This is a genomic window from Ferdinandcohnia sp. FSL W7-1320 (assembly GCF_038050315.1).
Lineage (GTDB): Bacteria > Bacillota > Bacilli > Bacillales > Bacillaceae_L > Ferdinandcohnia > Ferdinandcohnia aciditolerans.
Genome location: NZ_JBBPAM010000001.1, coordinates 635469 through 650225, shown reverse-complemented (window position 1 = coordinate 650225; position 14757 = coordinate 635469). Strand labels below are relative to the sequence as shown.

The 14757-nt window shown below is 40.2% G+C and carries 13 protein-coding genes and 1 pseudogene; 4 read left to right on the top strand and 10 right to left on the bottom strand.

The window, feature by feature from the left end; genetic code table 11:
- The 4 genes and pseudogenes from NST91_RS03200 to NST91_RS03185 form a co-directional block, all read right to left on the bottom strand.
- The gene (locus NST91_RS03200) at positions 1 to 852 is read right to left on the bottom strand and encodes a DNA-3-methyladenine glycosylase family protein (RefSeq protein ID WP_341329976.1); all 852 of its coding nucleotides are present in this window, start codon (positions 850 to 852) and stop codon (positions 1 to 3) included.
- A 103-nt stretch (positions 853 to 955) separates the two neighbouring features.
- Positions 956 to 1267, bottom strand: a complete 312-nt coding sequence (locus NST91_RS03195; protein WP_121448727.1) for a cupin domain-containing protein — start codon at positions 1265 to 1267, stop codon at positions 956 to 958.
- Between the two features lie 57 nt (positions 1268 to 1324).
- Positions 1325 to 1678 (bottom strand): annotated as a pseudogene (locus NST91_RS03190) (DMT family transporter).
- Positions 1679 to 2002 carry an SMR family transporter gene (locus NST91_RS03185; RefSeq protein WP_121448729.1) on the bottom strand — a complete coding sequence of 108 codons (324 nt, stop codon included), beginning with the start codon at positions 2000 to 2002 and terminating at the stop codon, positions 1679 to 1681.
- Positions 2003 to 2175: 173 nt separating this feature from the next.
- Here NST91_RS03185 and NST91_RS03180 point away from each other — a divergent pair, with 173 nt between their 5' ends.
- The gene (locus NST91_RS03180) at positions 2176 to 2688 is read left to right on the top strand and encodes a DUF2269 family protein (protein WP_121448730.1); all 513 of its coding nucleotides are present in this window, start codon (positions 2176 to 2178) and stop codon (positions 2686 to 2688) included.
- Positions 2689 to 2790: 102 nt separating this feature from the next.
- The gene (locus NST91_RS03175; protein ID WP_121448731.1) at positions 2791 to 3384 is read left to right on the top strand and encodes a lysozyme inhibitor LprI family protein; all 594 of its coding nucleotides are present in this window, start codon (positions 2791 to 2793) and stop codon (positions 3382 to 3384) included.
- A 168-nt stretch (positions 3385 to 3552) separates the two neighbouring features.
- On the opposite strand, the gene pdaA is transcribed toward NST91_RS03175, so the two are convergent.
- The 3 genes from pdaA to NST91_RS03160 form a co-directional block, all read right to left on the bottom strand.
- The gene (gene pdaA, locus NST91_RS03170; protein WP_440272662.1) at positions 3553 to 4314 is read right to left on the bottom strand and encodes a delta-lactam-biosynthetic de-N-acetylase; all 762 of its coding nucleotides are present in this window, start codon (positions 4312 to 4314) and stop codon (positions 3553 to 3555) included.
- Positions 4315 to 5213: 899 nt separating this feature from the next.
- The gene (locus NST91_RS03165) at positions 5214 to 6749 is read right to left on the bottom strand and encodes a fumarate hydratase (protein WP_341329975.1); all 1536 of its coding nucleotides are present in this window, start codon (positions 6747 to 6749) and stop codon (positions 5214 to 5216) included.
- 113 nt (positions 6750 to 6862) lie between these two features.
- Positions 6863 to 8092, bottom strand: coding sequence for an MFS transporter (locus tag NST91_RS03160; RefSeq protein WP_341329974.1), 1230 nt, complete (start codon positions 8090 to 8092; stop codon positions 6863 to 6865).
- A 136-nt stretch (positions 8093 to 8228) separates the two neighbouring features.
- On the opposite strand from NST91_RS03160, the gene NST91_RS03155 reads away from it, so the two are divergent.
- Positions 8229 to 9416 (top strand): DUF4317 domain-containing protein, encoded by a 1188-nt coding sequence (locus tag NST91_RS03155; RefSeq protein WP_341329973.1) that lies wholly within the window; start codon positions 8229 to 8231, stop codon positions 9414 to 9416.
- Positions 9417 to 10278: 862 nt separating this feature from the next.
- Here NST91_RS03155 and NST91_RS03150 read toward each other — a convergent pair.
- A complete protein-coding gene (locus tag NST91_RS03150) occupies positions 10279 to 10467 on the bottom strand; it encodes an SE1561 family protein (RefSeq protein ID WP_121448735.1) in 189 nt (62 codons plus the stop codon).
- Between the two features lie 133 nt (positions 10468 to 10600).
- Here NST91_RS03150 and yfkAB point away from each other — a divergent pair, with 133 nt between their 5' ends.
- Positions 10601 to 11722, top strand: a complete 1122-nt coding sequence (yfkAB, locus tag NST91_RS03145; protein WP_121448736.1) for a radical SAM/CxCxxxxC motif protein YfkAB — start codon at positions 10601 to 10603, stop codon at positions 11720 to 11722.
- 52 nt (positions 11723 to 11774) lie between these two features.
- On the opposite strand, the gene NST91_RS03140 is transcribed toward yfkAB, so the two are convergent.
- Both NST91_RS03140 and NST91_RS03135 read right to left on the bottom strand, forming a co-directional pair.
- The gene (locus tag NST91_RS03140) at positions 11775 to 12593 is read right to left on the bottom strand and encodes a YfkD famly protein (protein ID WP_121448737.1); all 819 of its coding nucleotides are present in this window, start codon (positions 12591 to 12593) and stop codon (positions 11775 to 11777) included.
- A gap of 1234 nt (positions 12594 to 13827) precedes the next feature.
- On the bottom strand, positions 13828 to 14457 hold the full coding sequence (locus tag NST91_RS03135) for a YczE/YyaS/YitT family protein (RefSeq protein WP_341329972.1): 630 nt from the start codon (positions 14455 to 14457) through the stop codon (positions 13828 to 13830).
- Between the last annotated feature and the right edge of the window lie 300 nt (positions 14458 to 14757).

Genomic DNA, 14757 nt, shown 5'->3' with positions numbered 1-14757 from the left:
CTATTCGATGCTTCGCCATAAGTACAGGGAGGCATAACTTAAGTATGGTTCCCACGGCTTGCTGTATTCTTCCATCTGTTCATAGGATGGCTTTTTCTCAAGATTGTATAATTTTTTGATGGCATTTTGGATTCCGATATCTGCCATCGGGAATAGATTGGGCCGTCCCAACGCAAATAATAGAAAATTTTCAGCGGTCCATTTTCCAACTCCACGGACTTTTACAAGCGTCTCTATGACTTTATCATCCGTTTTCGATTGGAGGTCATTAAGTGTTAGCTCTCCTGCTGCAATCAGTTTGGAGGTATCTATCACATATTCAGCCTTCCGACCACTAAATTGCAACTCTCTCAGATCTTCAACCGTTAACTCCGCTATTTTTTCAGGTCGAGGATGCACCCACATTCCCTCAATCTCTTCGCCAAATGTCGTTACAAACCGTGATGTCAATGTATAGGCAAATGTCATATTGAGTTGCTGATGGATGATACACTTCATCAAGCAAAAATATGGATCAAAGTCTAATACCAACGGTGTCCCGCGATGTTCTATGAAAATATCTCTGAGGTCTGTTTGTAAAAAATGATCCTGGATTTTATCTAACGGTACGTCCCATTGAAAAATGTGAGAAACATGTTGTAATGCCTGCTCCATTAAACCAGTTTGAGTACCAGTGACTACGAAAATTGGATTCTCCGTTGTTCCAGTTGCTTTTACCGTGATTACCACAGGTTCATTTTTTATATAAAATGGTACCTTCACGGAGCGTTCATCTTTATTTAAATCGATAAGTGGATTTATCGATAGCCGGTCTAGGACGCGATCGAAATTATATGGCGGCTGTACATGCACATTTTTCTCCTACATGGAAACCTACCTCAATTCAATAAGTGTTAATACACATTATACCATTTGAGCACAAAAAAAATCCCCCTGCAAGCAAGAGGATTCCCTGTTATCTATTAAGTAGGTCTTCACGAAGCGGTGTAAATGCATCTAGTAAAATACCTTCTTCTAGTGCAACGACTCCATGTTTATGGTTTCCTGGAATAAAAATCGTTTCTCCTTGGGATACCGTTGTTTGTTCACCTTCAATTGTGAACTGGAAGCTTCCCTTCATGACGTACGTGAACTGTTCATGAGGATGGCTATGTTGGTAGCCTTCTGCCCCTTTTTCAAAGTGCACTTCCATCATCATCACTGATTCACCCGGAGGGAAAATTTTTCGTTTTACCCCTGGTTCTGCGTTTTCCCATTCTCCAACCATTTCCTTGTCCCCCTTACTATGTATTCCCTTACAATTATAAAAGGTAATGCTTCTTTATTAAAGTGCTTTAGCTTTCGATTCCTCAATTTCTTCGCTTTTCGAAGAATTTAATAAAATCACTCCACCGATAATCAAAATGATCCCTGCTAGTTTAAGAGTGCTAAAAACCTCTCCCTACACAAGGGCACCAATGACTGCCGTTAGTGCGGTTCCAACACCCGACCAAATTGCATACGCCAAACTTAACGGAAGGGTTTTTAAACATAAGGATAAGCAATAAAAGGCGAGTCCGTACCCAATGATGACACCGACTGAGGGGAAAAGTACAGTAAATCCCTCGGACATTTTAAGCATGGCTGTTGCAAAAATCTCACAAATAATTGAAATAGATAATGCAAAATATCCTCTCATTTAATGACCCCCTCCGACATTTAGTAAAATGACTCCACCGATGATTAAGAAGAATCCAAGGATTTTTTTCCGATCAACATGTTCCTTATAGATGATGATTCCGACTAATGCAGTTAGTGCTGTCCCTACTCCGGCCCAGATTGCATAAGCCATTCCAAGTGGTAAAGTTGTTAAAGAAAGTGATAAACCGTAGAATGCTAGACTGTATCCAACCATGACTCCTAAAGAAGGCAGGAACTTTTTGAATCCGTCTGTTGCTTTGAGCATCGAGCTGCCAAACACTTCACTAATAATCGCAAAAACCAAAAGGATGTATGGATTCATTGTGATTCCTCCTACCATAAAAAAGTCTCTTTCTCCATTTTATCTCCTCGGTCAAGTGTAGAAAATATAGGACCACAGTTGTAGCGAAAGTTACGTCTGTGGCATATTTTTATATGTTCCTCCTCCGCGTAAAATGAATGATGTTGTTCAGATAACACGGGAGGTATTGAAACATGAGAAAAATCGGACCTAAAGGGATGAAATGGTTAAAAATAATTCATGTTTTTCTAGTCGTGGTCTTTTTCGGAGGAATATTGAGCTCCCTTGCACTTAATATACATCTTGATTTCTCAAAATTTGATGAGTCTTATTTGGGATATAAAAATATTGTAATCATTAGTGATCATATTGTTCGCTGGGGTGCGATTGGCACATTATTAGTGGGGCTCACCTATGGATTCTTTACAAACTGGGGATTTTTCAAACATCGATGGGTTGGCGTAAAATTCGTACTATATTTAATTCAAACGATTGTTGGAATTTTTATTATAGATAAGCTAATGATGACTAATATGGATCTCCTTGAGACCCAACGGGAAATAGCATTGACCAATCCCGAGTTTATTCAAAACCACTTATTTAGACAATATGCGGTCTATTTTCAAGTGGCGGTTACCATTTTTATTTTTATAATTTCTTACATTAAACCTTGGCGGAAGAAAAAAGTACCACAGAAAAAGAGCTGAAAACTTACAGCTCTTTTATCGTTTTTGCGTTATAATTTGACGATACATGCATTTTTGTTAAAGTAGTTTACATAAAACAAATTTTTACAAGGAGTTTTTATCATGAAGAAGTTTTTACTGTTAACTGTCATATTAGGTTTGCTGGCTGCTTGTGCAAATACAGATAAGGAGACAAGTCTAACACCAGAAGAACCAATTAAAAACGAAGAAAATACTTCAGACTCAGAGAAAGCAGATCCAAATGAGACTGTTGAAAACACTGAAAAAAGTAACGTGGCAAATACCACTGAGGAAAATGCTGATGCAGAGTCTACTGACACTAACGTCGAAGGGACGACAGAAGACAGTCCTCTTAAGATCCAATATTTAAGTGAACTTGAAGCGATTGAGAAGGAAATCGAAAGCCAGCCTGAGGGAGAAACTCAAGTTGAGATGGATGAAATCGCGGCAGCAAACTATAAAGCCTGGGACGATGCGCTAAATAAAATCTGGAAGGAACTTGAGAAACAACTTCCGACTGAAGAAATGGATGAGTTACGTGAAGAACAACGCCGATGGATTAAAGAAAAATATAAGGCGGCAAGTGACGAAGCAGAACAGTACAAAGGTGGTACAATGGAGGCTTTAGTAAAGACAAGTACTCTAGCACAGGTCACCAAAGAAAGATGCTATGAATTAGTTGAAAAATATATGTAAAATAGAAAAGTGCAAGGCGCTCAGCTTTAGGCGACAAGCATAAGACAAGCGCTGACAGAAGGTGTCTTTTACCTTCCGAAGCAATTGGCTTATGACCTCGAGCCGATGGCGCCTGAAGCTAGACATTAATAACTAAGGACTTAGACAAATTCTAAGTCCTTTTCCGATTTAATTCATGTTTAATAGCAGCTCTTCTTTAATGGATCTTTCAACCATTAGGTGATCTAAGCTTCGGAAGGTATACCCTTCTTCCCGTAAATCATCGATAGCTTTACCAAGCGCTTCCGCATTGTCCCTTGATACTGTATGTAACAATAGAATTGCACCTGGATGAATTTGTCTCATGATGTTGTTATAGGCATACTCCCAACCTCTTTGATTATTGATATGCCAGTCAACAAATGCAAGTGACCAGAATACATTTTGATAGCCCAAATCATTCGATAATGCTAAGGTACGTTCACTGAAAATGCCGCGCGGTGGTCGAAGATAGGCGACATCCTGCCCAGTCAGCCTTTTCGTTTCCTCCCTAACTGAATCTAACTCTTTTCGGAGTCGCTCGTCACTCACTCTTGTTAAATCCGGATGATACCATGAATGATTGCCAACAATATGTCCTTCCTTTGCCATTCGTTTGACGAGGTCGGACTGATCTTTTAGATAATGTCCGGTTACAAAGAATGTTGCAGGAACCTTTTTCTCTTTTAACACATCAAGAACTTTTTCGGTATAGCCATTTTCATAGCCATTGTCAAAGGTTAGATAGATATCTTTCTTAGTTGTGTCCCCAATATAAAATGCCCCATATTTTGCGAGTAGTTTATCATACTCCTCACCAGCTGATGCCGGTTCATGATTCTTGCTTTTTTTGAAGCCCCAATGGATGGGCGCATTTGAATAAGCTGCTGCTGCCTGGTGGGCACCAACCAATGAAAAGGTAACAGTTAAAAGAAGAAGTAAGCCCAAAAGCCTTTTCAAAAGTAAAACCTCCCAAACTCCGTTAGTAGTAGAGTTAGTTTTTACCACATTTAGGGAGTTCATGCACGAATACATTGCCAAAAAGATTTTGATGGGTTTTTTGAATAAAATTTGTGGGGTGGAGTTGGGTTGTTGGTTGGGTTTGCTGGACATCTGGGGTGTATTTTTGGCTGAGCTTGTAGCGTGAGGTTGTTTTGCAGGACATGCCGGTGGCTATTTTGGTTTGAGCGTGTACCTTGAAACTGGTCTTGCGGGACATGCTTGGGACTTTCGGCTTTGAGCGTGTACCGCTAAACTGGTCTTGCGGGACATGCTGGGGCATTTTGGGTTTGAGCGTGTACCGCTAAACTGGTCTTGACATACACGCTTGAGCATTTTCGCTTTGAGCGTGTACCGCTAAACTGGTCTTGACATACACGCTTGAGCATTTTCGCTTTGAGCGTGTACCGCTAAACCATTCTTAACATACATGCTTGAGCATTTTCGCTTTGAGCGTGTACCGCGAGCCTCCTCTTGCCATACATACTTAGGAGTAATTACTTTTAGCTTGTACTTTTAAAAAGGTTTTAACTATCATGCTCTTCCTATTTTGAGTGTGTATGCTCCACAAAACCATTTATGATAGTCTATTTCAATTTTTGTTGAACGTTTATTAGAAATGCATTGTTGTGAACACTAGCTGAGTGATACTAAATGGTTTTTGTTCCCTATTCTCGAATAATTGTGCCCTAACCTTCATTATTTCTGCCCTAAGTCTGACTAATTGTGACCTAACTCCAATTATTTGTGCCCTAACCTCCAACCAACCTAAAAAACCCGCTACGCACAATACGTAACGGGCACTAATCAAATTAAGCGAATACACGCTCTTTGAATTGTTCTAGTTTTTCTAATGAAGATTTGTCAACATCCTCGTGTAAGCTGTTGCCGTGTGAATCCATTGTTACTACGGCAGTGAAACCTTCAACAGATAGATGCCACATTGCTTCCGGAATACCGAATTCCATTAGATCAACACCGTCGACTGACTTGATGCAGTCTGCATAATATTGTGCAGCTCCACCGATTGCGTTTAGGTAAACTCCACCATGCTCTTTAAGTGCAGCTAGCGTTTTTGGTCCCATTCCGCCTTTACCGATTACAGCACGGATGCCGAATTTTTTCATGATGTCTCCTTGGTAAGGTTCCTCACGGATACTTGTTGTTGGGCCAGCAGCTTTTACGTGCCAGTTTCCATCTTCATCCTTAAGCATTACCGGACCACAGTGGTAAATGACTTGTCCATTTAGATCAACAGGTGCATCGTTTTCGGATAGATGTTTGTGGATAGCGTCACGACCTGTGAACATACGGCCGTAGATTTTAACCACGTCACCTACTTTTAGTTCACGAATTTGCTCTTCAGTGATTGGAGCTTGAAGCACAACTTCACGAGTTTCTGATTTTACTTCTTGTACCTCTTCTTGTTCTTTAGAGAAGTCGATTTCCTCTCCTTCATTGTATAACCAATCTTTGATATCACCAGTTTCAGCATCAAGAGTGATACCTAGACGGCGATATGCCCAACAGTTGTACGCAACAGATACGAAGAAGCTTGCTGGGATACGGTGCATAACGCCCACTTTACAACCAAGTAGAGTAGTTTCGCCGCCGAAGCCCATTGTTCCGATGCCAAGCTTGTTTGCATTTTCCATTACGTATTCTTCAAGTTTGCGAAGATCTTCGTTTGGATTAACATCTTCAACAGAGCGGAAAAGTTGTTCTTTCGCTAATTCATAGCCAGATGTACGGTCTCCACCGATTCCAACGCCGATGAATCCAGCACTACAGCCTTGTCCTTGTGCTTGGTACACAGAGTGCATGATACACTTACGAATACCGTCTAAGTCACGGCCCGCACGACCAAGTCCTTCTAATTCACATGGTAAGCTGTATTGAATGTTTTTGTTTTCACAGCCGCCACCCTTTAAAATAAGGCGAACATCGATGTAGTCTTTTTCCCATTGTTCAAACTTAATAACCGGAACACCTTCACCAAGATTATCCCCGCTGTTTTTACCAGTTAATGAATCAACTGAGTTTGGACGAAGCTTTCCGTCTTTAGTCGCTTCCACAATGGCTGCACGAATCGCAGCTTTGATTTTTAATTGGTTCACTCCAACAGGAGTTTTCACTTTGAAAGTTGGTAGACCTGTATCTTGACAGATTGGTGATACATTTACGTCTGCCATTGAAATATTATTGGTGATGGTTGAAAGAGACATAGCAGCACGAGTACCCGCACTTTCACTCGCTTTTGCGCGAGCAACCGCTCTACGTACATCCTTTGGAAGTCTTGTTGATGTCTCTACAATTAACTTGTACATACTTTGTTGTAGCTTATCCATCTGTATTCCCCTTTCCCTTATATCCCCATTTTTATACATGTTATTTATAATCCAATTTTCATTATACCCCTATCTATTTTTTTCGGGAAGGGATTTGCAAACGATTCCAGATTTTATCTTACGGGAATCGTTGCAACCTGAGGTTTTTCATTTATAAGGTTCACTCCTATCAAACCGAAGACTGAAAAAATCAAAGGAATGATAAAGCCATAATAATATCCAAAGGTAACGTGGTCTAACACACCACCGAAAATGGCCGGAAGCAATACGGCACTTAAAAACCCACCCGTGTTCGCAAATCCAGAAACCATACCTGATTCACTTGTCGGGAACGTTTGGCGAACGACGGCAAAGGTTAGAGAATTTGAACCGAACGAAAATCCGATAATAAAGAAAAGTGAAATGAGCAAGAATAATGGAGGTCCCTCTCTGAAAACAAGAAAAGTAGACCAACATAACACCGTTACAATATGAAAAATGATATAAGGTTGTTTGATTAACCCTAATCGACTTGAAATCCAGCCGATTAACGGTGCACCCATTAGCGCACCAATCAAACTAAACATAATAAGCTGGCTTGCTTCCAATCGTGTCAAGCCATACATATCCATTCCATAAGGTACTGCCCACGAACCTATAAAACCTAAATACCCTCCAACAAGCCCAAAATGACATAAGAACAATGCCCATGCCTGCCGATTGGTAAAAATTCGACGGAGTAAAACTGATGTTTTTTCACGCTGAACTTCTTTTTTCTCAATCATCGGGTGGCCCGGCTTTTTGACAAGTACAATGTAAAGAAAAATCCCACACAAGCAAAGTAGAATTCCCCCTGAAAGAAAAGCGCCTCGCCAACCTAGTAAAACAATTAATGCTGAAAAAGGGACAGTTGCCATTAAGAAACCAAGGCTACCAGTCATGCCTGCGACACCAATTAGCCGGGTAAATTCTCTTTCATTAAACCATCTGCTTAAAATCAGCACCAAGTTCACCCAAATGGTTGCATCCCCTATCCCAGTTAGAATTCTTGCAAAAAAGAGGATGACTTCGTGGGTTCCCAAGCTGTAAATGATGGTTCCAACGCCTGTAAGGATGGCACCTAGTATCAGAAAAAAGTTTGGTCCATATCGATCCGCCAAGATACCCATTGGCATTTGTAGACCTGTGTACACAAAAAATTGGATACTCGTGAGGAGTCCAATCGTGGTAGCTGTTACTTGAAAATCCGTCATCAGTTGGTCTGTAATCAATCCTGGTGCGGTTCGCTGACTTGACATGACCACATACGTAAACAAAACAGAAGCAAAAATAACCCATCTAAATTTACTAGTTTGTATGCCCAATGATATCTTCCCCTGTTTGCTTTTTACCTTATATATATGGGTTTTCATACCGGTAGTGCTCATACATAAACGAAAAAATCAATCATTACAATTTTTGATGCCAGCATGTATAATCAGAAAATGGGAGTTGAGATTAGTGAATAAAAAAGATATCGCAAACATCCGAAAGCAATTTAAGCTAAATAATCAATACTTAAACATCAAAGAGATTTTCAATGTATATGTTAAAAAAGAATCCAATGAGATTTATCATCATATTTGCCAGCCATTCGAGCTACTTGAGCAGGAAGCGCAAGAATTGTTTTTAGATAACTTTAAAAAGACATTAGCAGGTCAACTTGATACAAAGCTGTTTGAATTGAAGTTCCAACACGGTGTGGAGAATAGCACACGCGATCTTCTGTACGACGGACTACAAATGGAGGACACCGAAGAATGGTTGGAGCAAATGCTACAAATCGTGGAGAAAATGTACGCCCATAAGGTTTACGAGTTTGACACTGTAGTGACATTCATCCGTGCCGAATACCGTAAGCCAACTCGAAAACGTGACCCAGAATCTGAGGTTGGCGGCTCTGATGAGGTTTATTTTAGCCCGCTCATTCTTTGCAGTGTGAATAAAATGGACCAACCGAAAAAGTCATTGGTTTTTGACTATATTGAGAGAACATTTAAACCAAATACTGAGCTGGACCCAGTAATAAATCTGACTGCTCCGTTAACAGGTTTTCTTTTTCCAGCCTTTAACGACAATGCAGCCGACGTAAATCATATCCTTTATGCATCTGGAAAGGCGAATGAGCCTAGCTATACGTTTATTTCCGATGTGTTGAATTGTGAAGATATCATGACAGCGGAAGATGATAAAATTGGCTTTGAAATGATCTTGAAAAACGTCATTGGGGACAAGGTAGAATCTGAGGTTATTTCAAACGTGTATGAGGAAATTGACCGCTTCGTTCAAGAAAAAGAAGAAGAGGAACAGGAAGAAAGCGAACCACCGATGATCAACTACCAAGACGTGGAGCGCATCTTAAAGGTGAGCGGCGTAGAAAATGTGGACACCGTAAAGGTGGAACATGCTTTTAAAAGTGTAGTCGATGATGAGCGACATGAATTCAAAGCAGCGAATCTCGTTCCAAAATCAATCAAAATCAACACCAAAGTTGCTAAGCTCACACTTGGTCCAAAAGACCTCAAATACGTCAAATACATTATGTACCAAGGCAAGCGCTGCTTGCTATTGGAAATTGATGAAGACGTTGTTGTCGAAGGATTGACTTTAGAGACGAAGAACCAAGGGCACGAGGACGGTTCCATATAAACTAAGTAACAGTGGATTTTCTTAAATCCACTGTTTTTTTATGTACTGTTGCTGTTCGCTTGCGTTACCTTTCACTCCTTCTCGCTCGATGATCGGGTACAATTCACTCGCTTGCGTTACCCTTCGCTCCTTCTCACTCAACGATCGGGCACAATTCCACCGCTTGCGTTACCCTTCCCTCCTTCTCACTCCACCATCGGGTACGATTCACTCGCTTGCGTTACCCTTCGCCCCTTCTCACTCCACGATTGGGCACGATTCACTCGCTTGCGTTACCCTTTTCTCCTTCTAGCACGACGATAGGGCACGATTCACATCCTTGCGTTACCCTTCTCTCCTTCTCACTCGAAGATCGGGTACAATCCACATGCTTGCGTTACCCTTCTCTTCTTCTCACTCGAAGATCGGGTACGATCCACATGCTTGAGTTACCTTTCTCTCCTTCTCACTCAACAATCGGGCACGATCCACATCCTTGCGTTACCCTTCGCTCCTTCTCGCACGACAATCGGGCACGATTCACATCCTTACGTTACCCTTCCCTCCTTCTCACTCGACGATAGGGTACGTTTCACATCCTTACGTTACCTTTCGCTCCTTCTCGCACGACGATCGGGCTCGATCCACATCTTTGCGTTACCCTTCTCTCCTTCTCACTCAACGATCGGGCTCGATTCACATCCTTGCGTTACCCTTCTCTCCTTCTCACTCAACAATCGGGCACGATCCACATCCGTGCGTTACCCTTCGCTCCTTCTCGCACGACAATCGGGCACGATTCGAAGTTTTTTCGCTACCCTTCAGTCTACCGATTCAAAAACAAACAAACGCCCAGCACGAATGCTGAGCGTCCTTCAATCTTTTATTCTTTCCAATCCTTTTTAAATCGTTCGTATTTTCCTTCCAAGTCATCGAGCATCCCAATTAGACGGTCGATGTCTTCTAGATCAGTTGATTCAGGGTCCAATGAATCAATTACCTCTAAAAACATATTTAGTCGATTTTTTAAATAGGTTATTTGTAAGTCCTTATCTTGAATTGCGTTTCCCAAGTGACAACGTTCCTTTCATTTTCCGATATCTTAATATCTTAGTAAAAGATGTTTGCATTGACAACTATTATTCTTTTCAATACAATGCCTATGGCGATTTGTGTTTTAACAAATCTGTATAAAGGAGTTACATATGTCAAAATTACAATCTTCTATTCGAATTTCTCCCGCACATGACCCGTGGGAGGCTTATTTAGATGTTGAGCAGTATGGCTCAATGCAACTTACCAATATTGAATTTACAACGACCTATCTCTGTAACATGAGATGCGAGCATTGTGCAGTTGGCTACACATTACAACCAAAGGATCCAAATGCTTTACCCATCGATTTATTGTTAAAACGCCTAGATGAAATTCCGAAGCTTCGGTCCTTAAGTATCACAGGTGGCGAACCAATGCTGTCGACGAAGTCGGTTGCGAATTATGTGGTTCCTCTTCTTAAGTATGCCCATGAAAGAGGGGTTCGTACTCAAATCAATTCAAATCTCACACTGGATCTCGCGCGTTATGAAAAAATTGTTCCGTATTTAGATGTGCTACATATTTCTCATAACTGGGGAACGGTCGATGACTTTGTTGAAGGTGGATTTGCGATGATGGAGAAAAAGCCATCATTTGAACAACGCGAACGTTATTTTCAGCGCATGATTGAAAATAGTAAAGCTTTATCGAGAGCTGGAGTAATGGTTGCTGCAGAAACCATGTTAAATAAACGTACTCTTCCACATTTGGAAACCATTCATAAACAAATTGTAGAGGAAATGGAGTGCGGCCGACATGAGGTGCATCCTATGTACCCAAGCGATTTTGCAAGCAATCTAGAGGTGTTGTCACTTGAAGAAATTAGGAGCGCCATTTATCATCTCCTTGATATTCGCAATGAGGATGTGTGGATGTTGTTTGGCACCTTGCCATTTTATCCGTGCAGTCACAATGAGGATGATCTTACTTTACTAAAGAGACTTTATTCAAGTAAAAATGTAACAGTGCGTAATGACCCGGATGGTCGCTCTCGATTGAATGTGAATATTTTCAACGGGGATATTATCGTAACTGATTTCGGAGACACTCCGCCACTGGGTAATATCCAGACAACCTCGCTACAAGATGCATATGACAATTGGTCACAAACAAAAATTGCGAAGGAAATTAGTTGCCACTGCTCTGCAGTCAAATGCCTTGGACCAAATATTCTCGTGAAAAATGCGTATTACAAAGAGGATGACTTTACAAAACGGAGTACAAATCTATAAAAAATTCGGGCGCAGAGTGTCGCCCGAATTTTTTTATCCCGTATTAACGGGTTTATCTTGGGGTGTCTGATACGAGGAAACCGTAAGAAACGTGGTCTTGGACTGGAATCCATGCACCGATTCCTTGATGAGTTACATTTTTAACAACGATTGATTTTTTGCTTCCTTTTAGAACGAGATAAACCTCACCATATGTAACCTTCCCCTTTTCATTAACGGCTGGCGCATAGGCATATAAGTATCCTAGCTTTTTCGGGGGTACATTATAAATTTGATCTTTTTTCGTTCCTCCACCAATAATCGTTTTAAAGGAAAGTGGAAGCTTCGACTTTTTCGCAGCCTCAATCAGCATCATTTTCTTTACATCTTCAGCATCTTGAATCTCCGCTGTTAGTCCACCTTTGACAAACTTCTGCATTTCCTGTTTGTAGTGGATTTTATATGGAGTCTTTCCACCACGATTGTCATAATAATTCGTATTGATTTTTTCATATTCCCAATTCGTGCTTGTTTCAGACGATTCATAGTTCAGTGGCCATTGGCCTAAATAAATCGTTGCGCGATACCCAACCGCTAGGGGTGTCGTCTGAATTGCCGACTCATTTAAGATACGAATGAGATCTGGATTTTCGATTTCTACATCAGCACTCTTAATAAGCTCTTTTGTAAGCTTACTTGGTTGTAGGTATGGCAAATCCTGCGTTGGGTTCGGGTACGTATTATCTTGTGATATGTCTAAAACAGAACTAGGAATTTTGAATTTATCTGCTTTATTACCCTTTGACTTTTCGGTACCTTCCGCCATCGCTGTTCCTGCAACAAAACTAAACATAAAAATGGCGGCAACTATAAAATGAAAATATCGTTTCATAGATCGGTACTCCTTTCCTTGGCTTTGTGTTTAGTTTTTTCGAAGTATTTGCGGATTATCCATCCTTTTATTAGAAATTTCTCGGGCAAATAAGTATTACGAAAAATTGCATACAAAAAAGCCTTCCGGTTCACCCGGATGGCCTACTAACTAATCTTTGCTTTCAATCTATATATCAGACATATATTTGAATATATCGGACAAAGTTGATAAGATATCGGACATTGAGCACATTTTATCGGACATAAGTCAGATTATATCGGACTTAAACCCCAATATATCGGACATATCGAGGTTTGTTCCATTATAAGAGCCTTCCGTTTTTACCGGAAGGCCGACTAACTATTCTATGCTTTCAATCTGGATATCGGTCATAAATTTGAATATATCGGACATTGAGCACATTTTATCGGACATAAATCAGATTATACCGGACTTAAACCCCAATATATCGGACAAAACGAGGTTTGTTCCATTATAAAGGCCTTTCGGTTCACAGGAAGGCCAACTAACCATTCTTTGCTTTCAATCTGGATATCGGTCATAAATTTGAATATATCGGACAAAGTTGATAAGATATCGGACATTGAGCACTTTTTATCGGACATAAGTCAGATTATATCGGACTTAAACCCCAATATATCGGACAAATCGAGGTTTGCTCCATTATAAAGGCCTTTAGGTTCACCCGGAAGGCCTACTAACCATTCTTTGCTTTCAATCTAGATATCAGACATATATTTGAATATATCAGACATTGAGCACATTTTATCGGACATAAATCAAATTATTTCGGACATAAACCCCATTTTATCGGACAAATCGAGGTTTACTCCATTATAAAAGCCCTCCGGTTTACAGGAAGGCCCGACTAACTATTCCTTGCTTTCAATTTAGATATCGGACATATGTTTGAATATATCGGACACAGTTGATAAGATATCGGACTTTGAGCACATTTTATCGGACATAAATCAAATTATTTCGGACATAAACCCCATTTTATCGGACAAATCGAGGTTTACTCCATTATAAAAGCCCTCCGGTTTACAGGAAGGCCCGACTAACTATTCTTTGCTTCTATTTCGATATCGGACATATATTTGAATATATCGGACATTGAGCACATTTTATCGGACATAAATCAGATTATATCGGACTTAAACCCCAATATATCGGACAAAACGAGGTTTGTTCCAATATAAAAAGCCTTCCGGTTCACCCGGAAGGCAGACTAACTAATTTTCGGTTTTATCTTAGAACTGAAGCCCTTTTCCATCAACCTTTCACAATGAGGATAGAAGAATTGGATAATCGGTCCAATTCCGAAAGTAACAACCAAAGTTCCAATGCCAATTGGTCCTCCAAATAAAAGGGCCAATACCAAACCTGTTGCCTCACCAATTGTTTTTGAAATCCCAAATCTTAACTTAAATCGCTTGCTGATCGCGAGCATCAGATTATCGAGCGGTGAGAGTGGAAACTTAGCTTGCAGGTAGATTGCAATCCCAAGTGATGCGATTACTAACCCTCCTAGCAAAACAATGGCCTTCACTACAAATCCTTCTAAATTCATTTCATCTAGTGCAATTAATAACCAAAAATCTATAAAAAAGCCAATTAAAATGATAGTTCCAATTGATAAGTACGCTGGCCGTTCCTTAAGTAAAAATGCATTTAAAAGCATGACAAAAATACCAACAATCATAACCCAATTTCCTACAGTAAGGCCGATTGTCTCTGAAAGTCCAACATTGAGTGCGTCCCATGCGCCAGCCCCAATATCTGCAATGATCATTAAACTGATTCCCAATGCTAAAACAAATAACCCAACGCAAAAAAATAAGATTCGCCGTGTGATCATAAACGAGCTCCCTAAAGGTTAAATTTTTTCAAAAAAAGTTCAAACATTGGATTTTATTATAATCAACTTAAAAAAATTAATCGATATTTTTTCATTTTTTTAAAATTAAATTGAATATTTTTAATGTTGCGTAAATATTATTAAGTATACCTTAAATGAAGGAGGGATAAGGAGACCATACCTTAATGGAGGGGGTATGCTATCGAGTTGCCGGACGATGAGAACACCATTGAAAAAAGTTAAGTTATCCCTTAAAAAGTACTTAGAAGATTAAAACAAAACCAAACGACTCTGTGTGGA